This window comes from Mycolicibacterium arenosum (assembly GCF_024320865.1).
Classification (GTDB): domain Bacteria; phylum Actinomycetota; class Actinomycetes; order Mycobacteriales; family Mycobacteriaceae; genus Mycobacterium; species Mycobacterium arenosum.
Genome location: NZ_JANDBD010000003.1, coordinates 134,535 through 154,403, shown reverse-complemented (window position 1 = coordinate 154,403; position 19,869 = coordinate 134,535). Strand labels below are relative to the sequence as shown.

The following is a 19,869-nucleotide window of genomic DNA, read 5'->3' as shown; positions in this document are numbered from 1 at the left end:
GGTCATTTCCCTGATCGGGGCGACGGTCAAACGACATGAGACGTAAACGTCAGATGCGCGACATTTTCAGAAGGCGTCGACGCGCTCGATCGCCACGAACATGCCGTGCCCGGTGGCGTCGTTGGTGAAGCGTGTGCCCGCCTCGGTGGCGTCGATCGTCCAGCCCAGGGCGCGGTACGTCCGGTAGTCGATCGTCACGGTCGGGATGTCGCCGAGATTGCCGAGCACCCAGGTCTGCGTCCCGTCGGCGGTGATCCGCACGCCGTTGGCCTGCCCGCCGTCGACGGTCGGCGAGTCGACGAACTGCGCCTCGCAGCCGACCGAGTCGGCGTCGATCTGGCAGCGGGTCTTCCCGGACTTGGTCTCGATGTACGCGTAACCGTTCTCGATCGGCAACTGGTCGCCGGGCGGCGCGGGGGTCGGCGTGGACGGCTCTGGGACCAGCGGCGGCTCGGACGTCGGCGTCGTCCGAGACGGGCGGGGCGTCGGGACCGTCGGCTCGGTGAGGTCGGCCGACCCCGATTCCGGACGGCCGTCGGTGACGGTGCTGCAGCCCGCTAGCAACGCCGCGACAGCCAGCAGCGCGGCAGCCAGCCGCCTCGTCGTCGTCACCTCTTGACGGTACCCGGGCTGTGACGGGTGTGAAACTCGTGGCGACCGCCCGTTATGAAGCCGTGCCCATCGCGGCGTAGCCGTCGGACAGCGCTCGCAGTTGCGCGGCCCCGTCGCCGCGATAGGAGGAGCCGTGCATAACCGCCAGCGTGGTCGGCCGCAGATCGGCGAGCGCCGCGAGCGTCGGCGCGAGATTCGAGTTCAACCCCGTCGCGTGGAAGAAGCCCTCGGCCTGCAGGGCGGGACCGACGACGTCGTTCTCGGTGAGCGCCGGACACCTGCCGGTGTGGGTGAAGAGGTCACCGGCCAGCAGCGTCGACGTCGTCTCGTCGAACCACAGCCCGGCCTCCCAGTTGTGCGGCACGTGCGGAGTCGGGATGAATCGCAGCCGATGACCACCGATGTCGACGGGCGATTCACCCGCCGCGACGGGCGGGCGATCGCACATATCGGACAGCGACAGCATGCAGGCCAGTTCGCCGTGCACGACCTCGGCGTTGGGAGCGGCGTCGAGGAACAGGTTCATCGCGCCGCACTCGTCGGCCTCGAGGTGCCCGAAGGAGATCCACCTCAGGGTGCTCAGTGGGACGACGCGGGACACCGCCTCGGACACCTGCGGGAAGAGGAAGCGCTGGCCGGTGTGGAACAGGAAGGGCTCGTCGCCCATCAGCAGGAACTGGTTGAACGTGAACCCGTGCTCGGTGATGCCCGGAATCCACGTCGAGAGCCGGTAGATGCCCGGCCCGATTTCGTCGACCTCGGTGTCCATCACCTCATGGTGCGCCTCGCGGACGTGACGGAGCAATGACGTGCGCGGTGGTCGGGAGGACAGCATCCGGCTGATTGGATTGACTGGTGAGGTGCCGACGGGGATCAGTCGCCGTTCCGTACTCGGCATCGCCGGGGCACTGGCCGCGACGATGGCCGCGTGCTCGTCGGGCACGCCGTCCGCGCGCAGCGCCGCGATGACCCGGTACACCTACGGCGACCACCCCAGCCAGTACGCCGAGCTCACCCTGCCGGACGCCGTCGCCGCCGCGCCGGTCGTGGTCGTGGTGCACGGCGGCTACTGGGGAGCGAGCTACGGCGCCGAACTCGGACGGCCGCTCGCCGTCGATCTGGCCGCGAACGGGTTCGCAGCGCTCAACGTCGAGTACCGGCGACTGGGTGACGGCGGGGGCTGGCCGCAGACCGGAGACGACGTCGCAGCGGCCGTCGCCACGCTGCGTGACCGCGATGGTGTCGATTTGAGACACGTTGTGGGCCTGGGACATTCGGCGGGCGGACAACTCGCCGGGTGGCTGGCCGCGCAGGGGCCGCTGACCGGGGTGGTGCTGCAGGCCGGGGTGCTGGACCTCGTCGCCGGGTCCGCGGCGGGCCTGGGTGGCGGTGCGGTCGAGGCGTTCCTGGGCGGCACCCCGGAACAGCGGCCCGACGCCTACGCGCAGGCCTCGCCGCTCGCACGCCTGCCACTGCGGGTTCCGTCCATCGCCGTGCACGGCACCCGCGACACCCTGGTGCCGATCGACCAGTCGCGGCGGTTCGTCGACGCCGCACGGGCCGCAGGCGATTCCTCGGAGCTGCGCACGTTCGACGGCGACCACTTCGACCCGATCACCGTCGGCACCCCGGCGTGGGCCGAGTGTCTCGACGCGGTGCGGCGGCTGACCGGCCGCTAAACACGCGCCAGCAGATACGGCGCCGTGCGGCTGGCCTTCGAGTGCGCGACCTGCTCCGGCGGCCCCGCCGCGACGATCGTGCCCCCGGCGTCACCGGCGCCGGGTCCCAGGTCGATCACCCAGTCCGCGTTCGCGACAACGCCCATGTCGTGTTCGGCGACCACGACGGTGTTTCCCGCGTCGACGAGTTGATGCAACTGCCGTTCCAGCCGTTCGACGTCGGCGGGATGCAGGCCGGTCGTCGGCTCGTCGAGCACGTACAGCGTGTGCCCGCGACGGCTGCGCTGCAGTTCGGTGGCCAGCTTGATGCGCTGCGCCTCGCCGCCGGACAGTTCGGTGGCGGGCTGGCCCAGCCGCAGGTACCCCAATCCGACCTCCCGCAGGGTCGTCAGGCTGCGCGCCGCGGTGGGCAGGTCGACGAGGAACTCGGCGGCGTCGTCGACCGTCATCTGCAGCACGTCGGCGATGGTGCGGTCGCGGTATCGGACCTCGAGTGTCTCGTCGGAGTAGCGGGCGCCGCGGCAGGTCGGGCAGGCCGCGTAGGTGCCGGGCAGGAACAGCAGCTCGACGGCGACGAATCCCTCGCCCTGGCAGGTGGGACACCGACCTTCGGCGACGTTGAACGAGAATCGGCCCGCGCTCCAGCCGCGCCTGCGTGCCTCCGGTGTCTCGGCGAACGCCCGGCGGACCGCGTCGAACATGCCGGTGTACGTCGCGAGGTTGGACCGCGGGGTACGCCCGATCGGTCGTTGGTCGACGGTGATCAGACGGCTGATCACCTCGACGCCGTCCGCGGTCACGCCCGCGCTGGCGTCCACGTCGATATCGGGCATCTGGTCGTCGTCGGCAGCCGTATCCGCTTCGGGCGCAGCCGTTTCAGCGCCGAGATGGCGGCGCGCGACGTCGCCGAGCACCTTGCACACCAGCGTCGACTTACCCGAGCCCGAGACGCCGGTCACCGCGGTGAACACTCCGAGCGGAACGTCGACGTCGACACCGCGCAGGTTGTGGAAGTCGATGCCGCGCAACCGGAGTGTGCCACTGCGCTCGCGCTTTTCCCGCCCGGTGCCGGTCGCGGCGTCGAACAGATACCTCCGGGTGACGGACGATTCGACGTCGGACAGCCCGGCGATGGGGCCGCTGTAGAGCACCTCGCCGCCGTGCTCCCCGGCGCCGGGCCCGACGTCGACGATCCAGTCCGCGCGCCGGACGACGTCCATGTCGTGCTCCACGACGAACAGCGAGTTACCCGCCCGCCGTAGCCGGTCCAGCACCGTGAGCAGTGGCTCGGCGTCGGCGGGATGCAGGCCGGCCGACGGCTCGTCGAGGACGTACAGGACGCCGAACAGGCCCGAGCGCAACTCGGTGGCGAGCTTGAGGCGTTGGAGTTCGCCCGGCGACACCGTGGGCGTGCGGCGGTCCATGCTCAGATAGCCGAGGCCGAGGTCGATCAGCACCTCGATCCTGGCGACGAGGTCAGCCGCGATCACGGTGGCGACCTCGGTGAGCTCACCGGACTCGGTGGACTCGTAGGCGGCCTCGAACTCGGTGCGCTCGGCCGCGGGGCGGAGCGCCTCGGCGAGTTCGGCGAGCGGCATGGCCACGTAGTCGGCGATCGTCCGGCCCGCGAAGCTGACCGCCAGTGCCTCGGGACGCAGGCCTGAACCGCCGCACACCGGACACGTTGCGCTGTCGACGAATTGGAGGACGCGGCGGCGCATGGTGGCGCTCTGCGAGTTGGCCAGCGTGTGCCGGACGTGGCGCTCCGCGCTGGAGAAGGTGCCGTTGTAGTAGTAGTCGGCGGTCACCGGGTTGACGCTGGGGTCGATCTCGACGGTCGGCTGGTCATCGGTGAACAGGATCCAATGGCGTTGCCGTTTGGGCAGTTTGCGCCACGGCCGATCGATGTCGTAGCCGAGCGTGATCAGGATGTCGCGCAGGTTCTGCCCCTGCCAGGCGCCGGGCCACGCCGCGACGGCGCCCTCGCGGATCGACAGCGTCGGATCGGGCACCAGCGTCTGCTCGGTCACCCGGTGCACGCGGCCGAGCCCGTGACACTCCGGGCACGCGCCGATGGCGGTGTTGGCGGAGAACGAGTCCGAGTCGAGGCGCACCGTCGCCCCCGGCGGGTACGTGCCCGCGCGGGAGAACAGCATGCGCAGCAGGTTCGACAGCGTGGTGACGGTGCCGACGGTCGACCGGGACGACGTCGAACCGCGGCGCTGCTGCAGTGCCACCGCGGGCGGCAACCCCGTGATGTCGTCGACCTTCGGCGCCCCGGCGGGCAGCAGCAGCCGGCGGGCGTAGGGGGCGACCGATTCGAAGTAGCGGCGCTGAGCCTCGGCGTAGATCGTCCCGAACGCCAGCGACGACTTGCCCGACCCGGAGATCCCGGTGAACACGACGAAGGAGTCGCGTGGGGCCGCGACGTCGACCGCTCTGAGGTTGTGGACCCGCGACCCCCGGACGCGCACGTAGGCGTCGATCGTCGGGTCCATGACGTTCATTGTGCTGGTTCGCAACGACACGGAACCTCACTACGCCAACCGGTCGATGACGTTGTCACGTTCCGAGTCGCCGACGCTGTAGGGAACAAATCCCGCAAGACCCCCGTTGACCCTTTCGACAACTTGAGTGGATCAGGCTCAAGTCTGGGTTGACTTCCACAGTTCCGCACCTAGACTTGCGCGTGGTCCACTCAGACCGGAAACGTTCTATCAGGAGGAAATCAACATGGCTCGTGCGGTCGGTATCGACCTCGGGACCACCAACTCCGTCGTCGCCGTTCTCGAAGGTGGCGACCCCGTAGTCGTCGCGAACTCGGAGGGTTCGCGCACCACCCCGTCGGTCGTGGCGTTCGCCCGAAACGGCGAGGTCCTGGTGGGTCAGCCCGCCAAGAACCAGGCGGTCACCAACGTCGATCGCACCATCAGGTCGGTCAAGCGCCACATGGGCACCGACTGGGCGGTCGACATCGACGGCAAGTCCTACACCGCGCAGGAGATCAGCGCCCGCATTCTGCAGAAGCTGAAGCGCGACGCCGAGAGCTACCTCGGTGAGGACATCACCGACGCGGTCATCACCGTGCCCGCGTACTTCAACGACGCCCAGCGTCAGGCCACCACCGAAGCCGGCCAGATCGCCGGCCTCAACGTGCTGCGCATCGTCAACGAGCCCACCGCGGCCGCGCTGGCGTACGGCCTGGACAAGGGCCAGAAGGAACAGACCATCCTGGTCTTCGACCTCGGTGGCGGCACGTTCGACGTCTCGCTGCTGGAGATCGGCGACGGTGTCGTCGAGGTTCGCGCCACGTCCGGCGACAACCACCTCGGTGGCGACGACTGGGACGACCGGATCGTCGAGTGGCTCGTCGACAAGTTCAAGGCCAGTGCCGGTATCGACCTGACCAAGGACAAGATGGCGATGCAGCGGCTGCGTGAGGCCGCCGAGAAGGCGAAGATCGAGCTGAGCTCGGGCCAGAGCACGTCGATCAACCTGCCGTACATCACGGTCGACGCGGACAAGAACCCGCTCTTCCTCGACGAGCAGCTGAGCCGGGCGGAGTTCCAGAAGATCACTCAGGACCTGCTGGACCGCACCCGCAAGCCGTTCCAGTCCGTCGTCTCCGACGCGAAGATCTCGGTCGGCGAGATCGACCACGTCGTGCTGGTGGGAGGTTCCACCCGCATGCCCGCGGTCACCGACCTGGTCAAGGAACTCACCGGCGGCAAGGAGCCCAACAAGGGTGTCAACCCCGATGAGGTCGTCGCGGCCGGTGCCGCCCTGCAGGCCGGTGTGCTCAAGGGCGAGGTCAAGGACGTTCTGCTGCTCGACGTCACCCCGCTGAGCCTCGGCATCGAGACCAAGGGCGGCGTGATGACCAAGCTCATCGAGCGCAACACGACCATCCCGACCAAGCGCAGCGAGACCTTCACCACGGCCGACGACAACCAGCCGTCGGTGCAGATCCAGGTGTTCCAGGGTGAGCGCGAGATGGCGGCGGCCAACAAGCTGCTCGGCAGCTTCGAGCTCACCGGTATCCCGCCGGCTCCGCGCGGGGTGCCCCAGATCGAGGTCACGTTCGACATCGACGCCAACGGCATCGTGCACGTCACGGCCAAGGACAAGGGCACCGGCAAGGAGAACACGATCAAGATCCAGGAGGGCTCCGGCCTCTCCAAGGAGGAGATCGACCGGATGATCAAGGACGCCGAAGCGCACGCCGACGAGGACCGCAAGCGGCGCGACGAGGCCGACGTTCGCAACCAGGCCGAGTCGCTGGTGTTCCAGACCGAGAAGATCGTCAAGGAGCAGCGCGACGCCGAGGGTGGTTCGAAGGTTCCCGCGGACACGCTCGACAAGGTGGATTCGGCTGTCGCCGAGGCCAAGTCGGCGCTCGAGGGCACCGACATCGCCGCCATCAAGTCGGCGATGGAGAAGCTCGGCGTCGAAGCGCAGGGTCTCGGCCAGGCGATCTACGAGGCCGCGCAGTCCGAGCAGCCCGCCGGTGACGGTGGCGCGTCCGCTCACCGTGACGACGACGTGGTCGACGCGGAGGTCGTCGAGGACGACGAGGAGCGCAAGTGACACGTAGTTCGTCTGGTGAAGAGCGAGATCCGCACGACGAGCCGGTGACCATCACCGACAAGCGGCGCATCGACCCCGACACGGGCGAGGTACGTGCGGACAGCGTCGGTGGGCAGGAGCGCAGCGACCAGGGATCCCATTCGGCGTCGGCCCCCAGTGGGCCGGCGCCGGAGGGTCCCGCCTCCACGGAGTCCGATGAAGCCGCCGAACTGAAGGCGACGCTGCAGCGGGTGAAGGCCGAGTACGACAACTACCGCAAGCGGTCCGTTCGTCAGGAACAGGCCGCGGCCGACCGCGCCAAAGCCGGTGTCGTCGTCCTGCTGCTCCCCGTGCTCGACGATCTCGAGAGGGCGCGCAGTCACGGCGATCTCGAGTCCGGTCCGCTGAAGTCGGTGGCCGACAAGCTCACCGCCGCCTTCGAGAACCTCGGATTGACGGCGTTCGGAGCCGAAGGTGACCCCTTCGATCCCGATCACCACGAGGCCGTGCAGCACGAGGGTGACGGGTCGAATCCGGTGCTGGGCACGGTCATGCGTCAGGGCTACCGCCTGGGCGAGCGGGTGCTGCGGCACGCGATGGTCGGCGTTGTCGACGCCCCCGCGGATTCCGACACGAACACGCAAGTCGGCTCAGCTAACGCCGCCGACAGCCCACAGAGCCGAGAATCGAACGAGTAATGACACTCCGCGAGTCGCAGTGAGGAGGTGACGCGGAATGGCCCAACGTGAATGGGTCGAGAAGGACTTCTACAAGGTGCTGGGCGTCGCCTCCGACGCCAGCGAGTCCGAGATCAAACGGGTGGCGAAGAAGCTGCTCGCTGAGAACCATCCCGACCGGAACCCGGGCAACGCCACCGCCGACGAGAAGTACAAGGAAGTCGGCGAGGCGCGGGACGTGCTGACGGACCCGTCGAAGCGCAAGGAGTACGACGAGACCCGTCGGCTCTTCGCGAACGGCGGCTTCGGCAGGCGCTTCCCCGGTGGCGGCGGAGGTGGCGGCGGCTTCAGCGGTGGATTCGGCGGCGACGGAGCGGAGTTCAATCTCGGCGACCTGTTCGACCAGGCCGGCCAGACGGGTGGCGCCAACATCGGCGACCTGTTCGGCGGGCTGTTCGGACGCGGCGCGCAGCAGCCCCGGCCCAGCAGGCCGCGGCGTGGCAACGACCTGGAGACCGAAACGGAGCTGTCGTTCCTGGAGGCCACCAAGGGTGTCGCGATGCCGTTGCGGCTCACCAGCCCCGCGCCGTGTACGAACTGTCACGGCAGCGGCGCCAAGCCGGGCACCAGCCCGCGAGTGTGCGCGACGTGCAACGGCTCCGGCGTCATCAGCCGCAACCAGGGCGCGTTCGGATTCTCCGAGCCCTGCACCGACTGCCGCGGTAGCGGTTCGATCATCGACGAGCCGTGCGACGAGTGCAGGGGTACCGGCGTCACCACCCGGACCCGCACGATCAACGTCCGGATCCCACCGGGTGTCGAAGACGGACAGCGCATTCGGCTCGCCGGACAGGGCGAGGCGGGGCTGCGCGGCGCACCGTCCGGTGACCTCTACGTCACCGTGCACGTGCGCCCCGACAAGGTCTTCGGCCGCGACGGCGACGACCTGACCGTCAGCGTTCCGGTGAGCTTCCACGAACTCGCGCTGGGCACAACGCTTTCGGTGCCGACGCTGGAGGGCAAGGTCGGTGTTCGCGTGCCGAAGGGTACGTCGGACGGTCGGATCCTGCGGGTGCGTGGCCGCGGTGTGCCGAAGCGCAGCGGTGGCCACGGCGACCTGCTAGTCACCGTCAACGTCGCCGTACCGCCGGGCCTCGAGGGTGAGGCGGCCGAGGCGCTGGAGGCGTACGCGAAGGCGGAGCGCGCCAGCGGGTTCGACCCGCGGGCCAATTGGCAGGGGAACGTGTGATGAGCGCCTGCGCGAAGAGCAGAGTGTGCTGATGAGCGCCGAGCGGAATGAGGACGCGAGAACGTTTCTCATCTCGGTGGCTGCGGAGTTGGCCGGCATGCACGCGCAGACCCTGCGGACCTACGACCGGCTCGGGCTGGTGAGTCCGCAGCGCAGTTCCGGTGGTGGACGCCGATATTCGGAGCGCGACGTCGACCTGCTCCGCGAGGTGCAGCGGCTGTCGCAGGACGAAGGCGTCAATCTCGCGGGAATCAAGCGCATCATCGAGCTCACCAATCAGGTGGAGGCGCTGCAGAGTCGGGTCGCCGAGTTGTCCCGTGAGGTCGAGCGACTGCGGGCGACCGCGCCCAAGAGCACCGCGCTGGTGGTGTGGCAGCCGCGTAAAGGCCGCTGACCTTCCCGCTGAACAGACGCAAAATCCCCTGAATCCGCTGATTTCAGGGGATTTTGCGTCTGCTCGCGCTAGTAGACGGTGATCGAGAACCGCGCGGTATCGGGGGCGTCCCGAGTGGCGACGCGGTAGCCACCGCGCCGCAGCGCATCGGTCGGCGCCGTCATCGGCTCGATGCCGATGAGGTCGTCGGAGGCGGGCGCGAACAACTGAGCGCAGGGGTACCCGGTGTCGAACGTCACCTCGATGCGCCGGTCGCCTCCGTTGAGCGCGAACACCGATCCGGCGGCGACCTCGTCGAAACCGTCGTCGTACTCTATGCCCTGCAGCGATTCGGTTCGTGAGGGCCGGCTTTCGCGTTCCCCGGTGGGCAGCCCGCGCTCGTCGACCAGCAGGTGTCGCATGGTCGGGGTGGACAGCGACCAGTCGTCACGCGGAACGCCGGGGATGCGCAGGTACGGGTGGTAGCCGTAGCACAGCGGCACCGCGATCTCGGTCGTCGGTGCGACGGTCGTCTCGACGGTGAGCGTCCGGTCTCGCAGTGTGACCGTCTGAGTGAGCTTGTGCGGGAACGGAAACGACGCCAGCAGCTCCGGGCTGTCGTAAGCCAGCACCGCCGTCACACCGTCGTCGGCTTGCGCGGTCACCACCCAGTCCGGGTTGGCCGCGAGCACGCCGTGCATCGGCGCGCCGTTGGCGTCGGTGCGCACCCCGTGCTCGCCCGCGGTGAGCGCGACGACCCGACCGTCGACCGTGTAGTCCGGCGCGCTGAGCCGATTCGCCCACGGGTAGAGGATCGGAATGCCCATGGTCTTCCCGTCCGACACGTAGGCCTCGAGGCCGCGCCGCTGCCCGAGGAACTCGAGGTCACCCTCGGCGAACGACGTGCCGATCATGCCCGCCGACGGAACGAACGTCGCGGTCATCGACGGAGAGGTGAGTGTGACGGTTGCGTAGTCGGGCACGCGGCGATTGTTCCACTACCCGGTTAACGGGTCGTGCTGAATGCGGTCGGGGTCGGCGCCTTTGGCCACCAGCGCGGCGACCGTCGCCTCGACCATCGCGGGTCCGCCGCACACCAGGATCTGCCGGTCGCCCCAGTTGCCGTACCGCGTGACCACGTCGGGCAGCGTCCCCGACTGGCGCACGTGCAGGCCGCGCGGCGGTTCCGGATCCGGATAGTCGCCCGCCCACGGGGGATTGGTCGCGAACTCCGACACGGGCGTCACCGACAGCCACGGGTTCGTCGACGCCACCTGCCACAGCGTCGGCAGGTCGTAGAGATCGCACGGGAACGTTCCGCCGTAGAAGAGGTGCACGCGCGGGTTGACGCCGTATCGGGTGAGATCCATGATCAGCGTCCGCAGCGGCGCGAGGCCGGTGCTGCCCGCGACCATCAGCACGTCGCCGGCGTCGCGGTCGACGTGCATCGCGCCGTGCGGACTGGAGACGCGCCACCGGTCACCGGGCGCCGTCTCCTCGACGATGGCCCGGCTGACCATGCCGCCGGTCACGGAACGCACGTGGAACTCGAGCGCGCCGCTGCGATCGGCGGGGATCGACGGGCTCAGGAAGCGCCACCGCCGCGGCCACTGCGGCACCTGCACCGTGACGTACTGGCCGGGGTGGTAGTACAGCGGCTTGTCGAGTTGCAGCCGGATCACGGACACGTCGCGGGTGGCCCGGATGTGCTCGACGACGGTGCCGTCGCGGTAGGCCGGGCCCTTCTCGGCGTCGGCGGCGCCGCGCATGATCCCGATCATCAGGTCGACGACGTCGCGGGCCGCGTCGGCGAGCCGGGTGTCCCATCGGTCGGCGAAGTGGGTGCGCATCGAGTTGCCGAGGGCCTGGCGCATCGTGTCGTAATGGGCCTGTGTCACACCGTACTTCCGGTGGTCGCGACCCAACTGGGCGAGGAACGCGACCGGCTCGTCCGCACGCTGTGCGATGACCTCCCCGAGGAAGTATGTCAACGCCGCCGCGAACGCCGTGCGCTGCCCGGTCATGTCGGGCGGGAACAGTTCGCGGGCAGAGGTGTCGATGGCGAACCAGCGGGTGTAGAACTCGCGGACCAGTGCGTCGGATCCGTTCTCCGGGTCGAGCGCAGCACGCAGCACCTCCAGCGCTTCGCGATCGTCGAGTCCCACGGCGACCGAGTTTAGTTGCGCTCGCGGTTACAGCCCGTGCACGCCCTTGTACAGCACCATGAGTCCGAGGACGACGAGGATCGCGGCGATCAGGACCGCGTGCTGAGCCTCCATCCAGTCCTTGAGCCTCTGCAGCGCCGGATCGAGTCGCTCGCCGGACACCGTGTACGCAAGGATCGGGAGTACCACCGTGGAGGCGGCGATCGCCACGTAGTACCCGACCCCCAGCGCCGCGCCGGTGCGACCCAACCCCTCCGTGCCGATCGCCAAACCCGCTGCGGCGCACATGAACAGCACCTTGGGGTTGACGACCACCAGGATGATCGCCGTGAGGAGCGCCCGCGGCGGGGTGATCGTGGCGAAGGTGCTCATCCACTTCGGCGTGTGCTCGGAGCGCTTCCTGGTCAGCCACTTGTAGACGCCGAACGCGATCAGCGCGGCACCGACGACGATGCGGACGTAGACCGCCCAGCTCGGCGGCCTGTTGAGGCCGCCCCCCAGGAGGCTCGACACCTCCACGAAGATCTGCGTGAGCGCCGCGAGGCCCAGCACCCAGCCGGCGAGGTACGCCAACCCGGTGGGCCGCGGCCGGGCGGAGTGCAGCACCAGCACCGCCGGGATGATCGACAGTGGCGACAGCGCGACCACGAGGGCTAGGGGAATCAGTTCGCTCAACACCGGTTCAGAACCTATCAGCGGTCGGCGGACTCGCAGTAGGGCAATTTTTGAAGCGGACGTCAATATTTGCGAAAGCGTCGGTCCGCCGCCCCGGTTTCGGTAGCGTGAGCGCGCTTGCAGACTTTGCTGGGTCGGAGGGAAGCCATGTCGTTCCACACGCTGAAGCGGACCTTCGCCGTGGGGGTGGTCATCGTTCTGACGGTTCTGTCGACGAGCTGCGCCCCGGAGGCGAAGATGTCGACCAACCCCGCCCCCGGCGTGAACGCGGGCCCCGACGGGAAGCCCGCACCGTTCCGCGAACCGGTGCGGCTGTCGAGCGAGGACGGCGTGCTCGAAGTGCGGCTGTCAGCACATCAGGGCACCGTCAACCTCGACACCGTTGAGAAACCGGTCACCAACTTCATGGTGTTCGGATTCGATCTGATCAACGGCACCAGCTCGGACGGATCGGTGAAGGGGGACAACCTCTATCCCGCACCGACCCTGCGCGTCGACCCCGGCGAGAAGCTGATCGTCCACTACGACAACGATCTTCAGGATCTCGACATCAAGGACTTCTTCGACCCGGCGATGACCCCCAGGGGCGACGACGTGCCGATGTATCCGCCCCAGCTCACCGAGGCCCCGCTCAACCTGCACACCCACGGACTGCACGTCAGCCCGTCCGGCAACGCCGACAACGTGCTGCTGTCGATTCCCGCCGGAATGGGCAACACCTACACCTACGACGTGCCCGAGAACATGCCCAACGGGCTGTACTGGTACCACAGCCACCGGCACACCATGACGACGCAGCAGACCTACGCCGGCCTGGCCGGACTGCTGGAGATCGGGCGCCCCGACGGGAATCTGCCGCTGGTGACGCAGAACGACATTCCGGTGCGCACCATGGCCTTTCAGTACAACTACGTCTTCGACCGGAAGGGCGGCGGGCATCAGCTCAACAACTACAGCTGGCCGCAGTTCGTCAGCACGCTGACTCCGCCGAAGGGATCCCAGCTCGCGGACGGAACGTACCGGCCCAGCCTCGCGCCGGTGAACATCGCCCAGACGAGCAACGGTTCGCAGTACCTGACGCCGTGGTGGGCGGGCCCGCTGTCGCCGCACAACAACCGGGGCCAGACCCAGTTCATCCCGCAGAACCTGATGAGCTTCGACAGTCCGACGGTGAAGATCCCGGAGAACGAGGCGCTGCCGGACAACGAGCGTGACGTCCAGTTCACCGTCAACGGCCAGTTCCAACCCGAGCTGAAGATCAAACCCGGTCAAACCGAGATCTGGGCGGTGGCCAACATCAGCGACATCGGTTACATGACAGTGCGATTGACCGAGACCGCGACCGGGAAGCATCCGAAGTTCGCCATCGTCGGTCAAGACGGCAACCCCTACACGCAGGTCCAACGGCCCGTCTACGGCGACGGCACCACGCTGAGCGTCCCGCCGGGGTCGCGGTATGCGATCGCGGTCACGATGCCCGCCGAAGGCGACCTGGTTCTGGAGTTCCCGCCGAACCCCGAGGCCAAGCCGCTGGTGCTGCCCGGTGTGGTGTACACCAACAACGGCACCGAGAACACCCCCGCGGTCCTCGGCACGCTCACCGTGGATCCGAAGTACATGAGCTTCGCCGACGGGTTCTTCGTCTTCCCCACCCAGACCCTGATCCGCGCCACACCCGACACCAGCGGACCGGGTCGGACCACGGCCTTCGAGCCGGGACAGAACCTCGACGCCTACACGTCGTTCGTCGACACGTCGGTGATGGATCCCGCGGTCACGAGGGAACTGACGATCACCGACACCATCGGCGGTGATAAGGCGAGCAAGAACGACCCCAAGGCCGTCATCTACATGTTCGAGCCCGCCGGCTTCCCGAACGTCGCGCTGATACAGCCGCGACTGAACTCCGTTGAGGAGTGGAAGATCAACAACCTCAACAACGACGCGCACCCGATGCACATCCACGTCAACGACTTCCAGGTGATGGGCATCGACGACCCGAATCGGGGGGTCACCGGCGTGCAGCCGTGGGGGCTGGACAACGTCAACGTGCCCGCGCCGATCTTCAACGACATGCACGTCGTCACCACTCCGGCCACGCTGACCCTGCGTCAGGAGTTCGCCGAGTACAAGGGCACCTACGTGATCCACTGTCACCGGCTGAACCACGAGGACAACGGGCTGATGGCGACCATCAACGTGATCCCCGAGGTATCGAGCTACGCCGTCGCGATCCCTGGCGGTAACGGCAAACCCGCCACGGTGCAGGTTCGGGATGGCAACGGCGACAGCGTCATTGCAACCGTGACACCGTTCCCCGGCTTCGAGGGCAGTCCCTCGGTGGCGATGGCCGACGTCAACGGCGACATGATCCTCGACCTGGTGGCGGGCACCGGGAAGGGCGCGGCGCCCGAGGTGGCCGTCTACGACGGGAACGACACGACCGAGGGCCGATTCAAGACCGAGCTCACCCGGTTCGCGCCCTTCGAGTCGGCCTTCACCGGTGGCGTCACGGTGGCGGGCACCGACATCGACGGAAACGCCATGGCGGACAACATCATCGTCGGCTCCGGTCCGGGTATGGAGTCACAGGTGAAGGTGTACTCCTCGACGCTGCCCGCCGAACGCGGCACTGAGCCGGACGTGTACTCGACGTTCACCCCGTATCCGGGGTCGGAGTCCGGGGTGCAGCTGGCCACCGGCATGGTGGAGATGGGCTCGGGACGCGAGAGCATCGTCACCGCACCGGGTCCGGGTGAACCGCCGGTGCTCAAGACCTTCCGGTGGGACCTGTACACGCCGACGGCGCGGGCGCAGGCCAACGGCACCTCGACCGAGCACGCGGGGAAGCCGACCGACCCGGTGCAGACGACCGAGTACCTCGCCTTCGACGAGAACTACACCGGCGGCGTGGCACTGACCACCGGCTGGGTGGCGGGCGCCGAAGGCGGTGCCAAGAGCATCGTGACGAGCCAGCTCGGCGGTGAGGGCCGGGTGGCGGTGTGGTCCACCGGGTCGCTGCTCGACGGTCAGCCGGCGATCTACCTGGACAGCCCGAACCACCACGACACCGACGTGAAGTACAGCCGAATAGCGTCTTTCGTGCCCTTCCCCGGCAGGCCGAGCGGTGTCACCGTCGCCACCAGCAGCACGACGCACGGCGCAGATCTGCTGATCGCCGGGCCGGGTGAGGTGCGCAAGTACACCCTGGAGCGCCCGTCGGCCGACGCGAAGACGGTCGCACCCAAGCGGATCGCGGCGCTACCCGGAGTCACCGCGGGCGCCCTCGGCGGGCGCTGAATCGCTCAGGTGACGAAGTAGAAGATCACGGTCCAGGTCGCCAGTGCCACGACACAGATGCCGAGGCCGCGCCAGTTGGTCCGGGCGACAGGCGCATTCGGAGGTGGGCGCAGCCAGTGCTTGAGCAGCGGGTTGACGTAGAACGGCATGGTGATGAAGCTCATCGCGAAGCTCGAGATGAGGTTGCCGATCAGCAGGCCCAGCCACAGCGGCATGTGCAGCGGTGACAACGCGAGCGTCAGCAGCACGACCGTCGGATAGAGACCGACCCACACCGCGATCGACGTCTTGAAGTCCGACGGCGGGGGAGCCTCGTTGCCCTGGTCGTCGAAGGCGAACCAGCTGCCGAACGAGTTGTCGATCGTGCGGGACTGGAAGTCGGAGAACTTCTCACCCTCGGCGAGTAGCGCCCGCCGTTCCTCGGAGATCAGCCACTTGTCGAGGTCGGCGGCGTTCTCGTACCGGTACAGCGCGGTCCACTCGTCCTGAACGCCTTCGACCGGTCGGAACAGTTCCGTGCCGCGGAAGCCGTCGAACTTCAGTTCCGCCAACCGAAGTCGCTCCTGCCACGCCAGGAAGTCGTCGACGTACTCGGGGGCGACGCGGTGGGTGACCACCACGGTGACCAGCTGATCGGTCGGTCTGGCACCGCCGCTGATCACCTGCTGCGTGCCCGGTCCGTCGAAGAACCGTTCGCCCGATGCGAGCAGATCCTGCCGGGTGGCACTGTTGATCCACGCCTGAACGTGCGCGACGGAGTCGAAGCGGTAGACCACCACCCAGTCCGATTGCACGGCGGTCGGCGGATTGATCTCGGCGCCGAGGAAGCCGGGATATGCGGCTGCCTTGGAGTTCACGTCGACCTGCCAGGCCTCGAATTCCTGCTCACAGCCCGGCCGAACCTTCTGGCCGATGATGACGGTGGCGGCGGTCCCCGCCGACTTCTTCAGGTCCATGGCTAGGTGGTGACCGGCGTTAGCGCCTCGTCGGCGAGTCGGGCGTAGATGCGTTCCGGCGACAGCGGCAAGTCGCGGAACCTGACGCCCGTCGCGTCCTCGACGGCGTTGGCGAGGGCGGGCGCAACGGGATTGATGCAGCACTCCGCCATCCCCTTTGCCTTCATCGGGCCCAGGGAGTCGCCGGATTCCACGAAGAACGTCTCGGTGCGGGGCACGTCGGCGTACGTGGGGATGCGGTAGTTGCGCAGGTTCGGGTTGCCCATGACACCGGCCGCGTCGACGCGGAAGTTCTCGGTGAGCGCGAACCCGAGGCCCATCGCCACGCCCCCGTCGACCTGACCGAGCACCTGCGCGGGGTTGATGATCACCCCGGCGTCCGTCGCGTGGACGCTGTAGAGGATCCGGATCTCACCGGTCACCCGGTGGACGGCGACGCGGAAGCCGTGCGCGTTCGAGGTCACGCTGCGAGGGGAGCCGTAGGCCTTGCGCGACTCCGTGAATCGCGCACCCCGTGCACGTCCCGCGGCGATGAGTTCGGTCAGCGACAGCCGGGTGTCGCCGCACACCACACCGTCGTCGTCCATCCGGCAGTCCTCGACTGCGGCCCCGGTGTGGGTGGCGGCGAAGCTCAGGATGCGCCGCCGCAGCGCGCTCGAGGCGTAGTTGACGGCGTTGCCCGCGACGAACATGCCCGCGCTGGCGAAGGCGCCGGTGTCGAAGCCGGTCCGGTCGGTGTCGGACTGGACCAGCACCACCCGGTCCGGCGTGGTGCCGAGGTTCGTCGCGGCGATCTGCACGTGCACGGTGGACGTACCCTCGCCGAATTCGACGGTCCCGACGGCGATCTCGTATCGGCCGTCATCGCGTAGCGTGGCCCACGCGTCGGAGATGTGGTCGGTTGGCGGGGCGGTCTCGTGCAGCGACGAGGCGGCGCCGGAACCGATCAGCCAGTCCGCACCCAGATCGTGACCGCTGTCGTCACGCTGCAGCGCCGCGTCGACGAGATCGATGCACTCGGTGACGCCGTCCTCGGTGAACTCGACGTCCTCGGGGTGGTCGCCGATCGCCAGCAGTCGGTCACCGGGGCGGACGACGTTGCGCCTGCGCACGTCCATCGGGTCCAATCCGAGTTTCAGCGCCAACTCGTGGATGGCGCACTCGACCGCGTAGGCCGGCTGAGTCATGCCGTACCCGCGCAAGGCGCCGCTCGGCACCGTGTTGGTGTACACCGACCAGGCGTCGAAACTCTTGTTGGGACAACGGTAGAGCGCGATCGCGGCACCCGCGGCGAACAGCGTCTCCCCGCCGTGGTTGCCGTAGGCGCCGGTGTTCGAGATGTTGTGGTACGAGAACGCCGTCAGGGTGCCGTCCGACGTGGCGCCCAGTTTCACCGTCACCTTCATCGGATGTCGTGGCGACGCGGTGGTGAACTCCTCCTCGCGGGTGAACTCGAACGAGACCGGGCGGCCGGTGTCGAGGGTGGCCAGCACCGGCAGATCCTCGGAGATCAACTCCTGCTTGCCGCCGAATCCGCCACCGACCCTGGTGCAGAACACCCGAAGCTGATCGGGGCGCAGGCTGAAGAGGTGGGCCAACTTGAGCTTCGCGATCGACGGTGATTGCGAGGCCGTGCGCACGTTCAGCCTGCCGTCCTGCATCCAGGCGATGGTGCCGTGCGTCTCGAGGTGTGCGTGCTGGACCCTGGGCGAGAAGTACGTGGCCTCGTGAATGACGTCGGCATCGGCGAAACCCTGGTCTACATCGCCGATTCGGCCGTGTAGTTCGAGTAGGACGTTGCGGGTCTTGTCGTGCGCGAACGGATCGTCGTAGGTGTGCAACTGCGGTGCGCCGTCGGCCATCGCCTCTTCGGGATCGAAGACCGCCGGGAGCACCTCGTACTCGACGACGACTTCTCGAACGCCCTCCTCGGCGGCGCGCACCGAGTCGGCGAGCACCGCCACCACGCGCTGACCCGCGAAGCGGACGACGTTGTCGAGCATGTAGGTGTCGTCCGGGTCGACGAGGTGATCGGTGTGGATCGCCGTGCTGTAGCGCTTCCTGGGAACGTCCTCCCAGGTGTAGACGCGATGCACGCCGGGCACCGCGAGGGCCGCCGACCTGTCGATCGACACGATGCGCGCGTGCGCGTGCGGGGAGTGCAGCACCTTGAGGTGGAGCATGCCCTCCATCCGGGTGTCCATCGTGAACTCGACGGTCCCGGTCACCACTCCGACACCCGCGGGTGCGCCGACGCTGGTGCCGACGGCCTCGCCGGGTTTCGCCTGCTCGATGCCGCTGACGCCGGTGACGGCGTCCTCGATCGCCCGGTATCCCGTGCAGCGGCACAGGTTTCCCTTCAACGCGCGAGGGAGGTCCTGCGTCTGCTCGTCGGTGAGCGCGGCGGAGGTCATGATCATGCCCGCGGTGCAGAACCCGCACTGGAAGCCCGGCGCGTCGCGGAACCGCTTCTGCATCGGATGCAGGTTCTCCGGCGTGCCGAGGCCCTCGATGGTGGTGACCTCGCGGCCGTCGGCGCGGAACGCCGGGGTGATGCAACTGTGCACCGGTGCTGCGTCGAGCCACACCGTACACGCGCCGCAGTCGCCGGCGTCGCAGCCCTTCTTGACGCCGTGCACGCCCAGCGAGCGCACGAAGGTGCGCAGGCACTGGCCGGGATCCGGTTCGGCGTCGTACTTTTCGCCGTTAACCGTGTACGTCATTCCTGGACCCCCATGCTGAGTTCGGCGCGGATCTGTTCCGCGTAGTACGTGGCCAGGTGGTGCCGGTGGCCGGGGGAGCCGTTCGGATCGTCGAACCACACGTCGTCGCTGATCGAGTCGATGCGATGCCGCAGCGCCTCGGGCGTCGGCATGGAGTCGAAGCCGAGCCGAACGGGGTGGGTGGTTCCCGCCGTGATGGTGAGCAGCAGATCATCGGTGGCCGGGCTCTGGGTGCCGATCATGAAGATCGTCGAACGGCCCATCTTGGTCAGCGTGAATCGGCGGTGCGCGGTGCGCTTCTGCAGAGCGTGGGCGGGGATGTGCACCGTGCGCAGCAGCTCGCCCGGCGCGAGGACGGTCGCGTGGTTGCCGGTGACGAAATCGATTGCCGCGACGGTTCTCTCGGTACCGTCGGCCGCCCACAGGGAGTAGGTCGCCTCCAGGGCGACGGTCATCGTGATCATCGGGCCTGCGGGCAGGGCCATGCAGATGTTGCCGCCGACCGTCGCGGTGTTCCACACCTTGAACGACGCCAGGAACGCCTCGCAACTGGTGGGGATCAGTGCGGCGGCCGGCCATTCGGCTGGCGCCCGGAACGCGTACAGATCGCGGATGGTGCACATGGCACCGATCTCGAGACCCGCTGAGCTGGAGAGCAATTCGGTCCAGCCGAGCGGTGCCAGGTCGATCAGCCTGCGCACGTCGGGCTGCTGATCGGAGAACAGCCACGTGCCGCCTGCCACCCACGCGTCACCGTCGCGCCACAGTTCGCCGGGCCGGTCGGGTGGTCGTCGCACGACGTCGGTGACCGTGGTGATGTCCATGGAATCTCCGCTCTCCGGGGCTGCTCGCCAGAGCCTAGAAGGTTTGCTGAGCTGCGGGGCCGAAACCGCC

Annotated in this window: 15 protein-coding genes; 6 read left to right on the top strand and 9 right to left on the bottom strand. The window is 68.2% G+C overall.

The window, feature by feature from the left end; all coding sequences use genetic code 11:
* Positions 1-66: 66 nt before the first annotated feature.
* Both NM203_RS07960 and NM203_RS07955 read right to left on the bottom strand, forming a co-directional pair.
* A complete protein-coding gene (locus NM203_RS07960; RefSeq protein WP_255059293.1) occupies positions 67-612 on the bottom strand; it encodes a hypothetical protein in 546 nt (181 codons plus the stop codon).
* Between the two features lie 52 nt (positions 613-664).
* Entirely contained in the window at positions 665-1,381 is a 717-nt protein-coding gene (locus NM203_RS07955) for an oxygen-binding di-iron domain-containing protein (protein ID WP_255059291.1), read from the bottom strand.
* A 40-nt stretch (positions 1,382-1,421) separates the two neighbouring features.
* On the opposite strand from NM203_RS07955, the gene NM203_RS07950 reads away from it, so the two are divergent.
* Complete coding sequence (locus NM203_RS07950) at positions 1,422-2,291, top strand: alpha/beta hydrolase family protein (RefSeq protein ID WP_255059290.1); 870 nt, start codon at positions 1,422-1,424, stop codon at positions 2,289-2,291.
* Here NM203_RS07950 and NM203_RS07945 read toward each other — a convergent pair.
* Entirely contained in the window at positions 2,288-4,789 is a 2,502-nt protein-coding gene (locus tag NM203_RS07945; RefSeq protein WP_255059289.1) for an excinuclease ABC subunit UvrA, read from the bottom strand. The two genes, NM203_RS07950 and NM203_RS07945, sit on opposite strands and share 4 nt — an antisense overlap.
* 235 nt (positions 4,790-5,024) lie before the next feature.
* On the opposite strand from NM203_RS07945, the gene dnaK reads away from it, so the two are divergent.
* Genes dnaK through NM203_RS07925 form a run of 4 tightly spaced genes read left to right on the top strand, consistent with a single transcriptional unit; the run spans position 5,025 to position 9,177 of the window.
* On the top strand, positions 5,025-6,878 hold the full coding sequence (dnaK, locus tag NM203_RS07940) for a molecular chaperone DnaK (protein WP_255059288.1): 1,854 nt from the start codon (positions 5,025-5,027) through the stop codon (positions 6,876-6,878).
* Between the two features lie 44 nt (positions 6,879-6,922).
* Positions 6,923-7,555: a nucleotide exchange factor GrpE gene (grpE, locus tag NM203_RS07935; RefSeq protein WP_255059286.1), complete on the top strand. Its 633-nt coding sequence runs from the start codon at positions 6,923-6,925 to the stop codon at positions 7,553-7,555.
* Positions 7,556-7,592: 37 nt separating this feature from the next.
* Positions 7,593-8,783, top strand: a complete 1,191-nt coding sequence (gene dnaJ, locus NM203_RS07930) for a molecular chaperone DnaJ (RefSeq protein WP_255059285.1) — start codon at positions 7,593-7,595, stop codon at positions 8,781-8,783.
* 31 nt (positions 8,784-8,814) lie between these two features.
* Entirely contained in the window at positions 8,815-9,177 is a 363-nt protein-coding gene (locus NM203_RS07925; RefSeq protein WP_255059284.1) for a heat shock protein transcriptional repressor HspR, read from the top strand.
* A gap of 68 nt (positions 9,178-9,245) precedes the next feature.
* On the opposite strand, the gene NM203_RS07920 is transcribed toward NM203_RS07925, so the two are convergent.
* Genes NM203_RS07920 through NM203_RS07910 form a run of 3 tightly spaced genes read right to left on the bottom strand, consistent with a single transcriptional unit; the run spans position 9,246 to position 11,999 of the window.
* Entirely contained in the window at positions 9,246-10,139 is an 894-nt protein-coding gene (locus NM203_RS07920; protein ID WP_255059283.1) for an aldose 1-epimerase, read from the bottom strand.
* Positions 10,140-10,154: 15 nt separating this feature from the next.
* Positions 10,155-11,321, bottom strand: coding sequence for an FAD-binding oxidoreductase (locus NM203_RS07915; RefSeq protein ID WP_255059282.1), 1,167 nt, complete (start codon positions 11,319-11,321; stop codon positions 10,155-10,157).
* Between the two features lie 27 nt (positions 11,322-11,348).
* Positions 11,349-11,999, bottom strand: a complete 651-nt coding sequence (locus tag NM203_RS07910; RefSeq protein ID WP_255059281.1) for a GAP family protein — start codon at positions 11,997-11,999, stop codon at positions 11,349-11,351.
* Positions 12,000-12,143: 144 nt separating this feature from the next.
* On the opposite strand from NM203_RS07910, the gene NM203_RS07905 reads away from it, so the two are divergent.
* Positions 12,144-15,296: a multicopper oxidase family protein gene (locus NM203_RS07905; RefSeq protein WP_255059280.1), complete on the top strand. Its 3,153-nt coding sequence runs from the start codon at positions 12,144-12,146 to the stop codon at positions 15,294-15,296.
* Positions 15,297-15,301: 5 nt separating this feature from the next.
* On the opposite strand, the gene NM203_RS07900 is transcribed toward NM203_RS07905, so the two are convergent.
* From NM203_RS07900 to NM203_RS07890, 3 genes are read right to left on the bottom strand one after another with little or no spacing between them, the layout of a single operon-like run.
* Positions 15,302-16,252, bottom strand: coding sequence for an antibiotic biosynthesis monooxygenase (locus NM203_RS07900; protein WP_255059279.1), 951 nt, complete (start codon positions 16,250-16,252; stop codon positions 15,302-15,304).
* A 2-nt stretch (positions 16,253-16,254) separates the two neighbouring features.
* Entirely contained in the window at positions 16,255-18,975 is a 2,721-nt protein-coding gene (locus tag NM203_RS07895; RefSeq protein ID WP_255059278.1) for a molybdopterin-dependent oxidoreductase, read from the bottom strand.
* Positions 18,972-19,799, bottom strand: coding sequence for an FAD binding domain-containing protein (locus NM203_RS07890; protein WP_255059277.1), 828 nt, complete (start codon positions 19,797-19,799; stop codon positions 18,972-18,974). The genes NM203_RS07895 and NM203_RS07890 overlap by 4 nt, the downstream gene beginning before the upstream one ends.
* Positions 19,800-19,869: the final 70 nt, after the last annotated feature.

Excerpts from the sequence above, each read along its gene's own strand:
- NM203_RS07925 (WP_255059284.1), top strand. The coding sequence starts at position 8,815 with ATGAGCGCCGAGCGGAATGAGGACGCGAGAACGTTTCTCATCTCGGTG.
- NM203_RS07905 (WP_255059280.1), top strand. The coding sequence starts at position 12,144 with ATGTCGTTCCACACGCTGAAGCGGACCTTCGCCGTGGGGGTGGTCATC.
- NM203_RS07945 (WP_255059289.1), bottom strand. The coding sequence starts at position 4,789 with ATGGACCCGACGATCGACGCCTACGTGCGCGTCCGGGGGTCGCGGGTC.
- NM203_RS07895 (WP_255059278.1), bottom strand. The coding sequence starts at position 18,975 with ATGACGTACACGGTTAACGGCGAAAAGTACGACGCCGAACCGGATCCC.
- NM203_RS07955 (WP_255059291.1), bottom strand. The coding sequence starts at position 1,381 with ATGGACACCGAGGTCGACGAAATCGGGCCGGGCATCTACCGGCTCTCG.
- dnaK (WP_255059288.1), top strand. The coding sequence starts at position 5,025 with ATGGCTCGTGCGGTCGGTATCGACCTCGGGACCACCAACTCCGTCGTC.
- NM203_RS07890 (WP_255059277.1), bottom strand. The coding sequence starts at position 19,799 with ATGGACATCACCACGGTCACCGACGTCGTGCGACGACCACCCGACCGG.
- NM203_RS07900 (WP_255059279.1), bottom strand. The coding sequence starts at position 16,252 with ATGGACCTGAAGAAGTCGGCGGGGACCGCCGCCACCGTCATCATCGGC.
- dnaJ (WP_255059285.1), top strand. The coding sequence starts at position 7,593 with ATGGCCCAACGTGAATGGGTCGAGAAGGACTTCTACAAGGTGCTGGGC.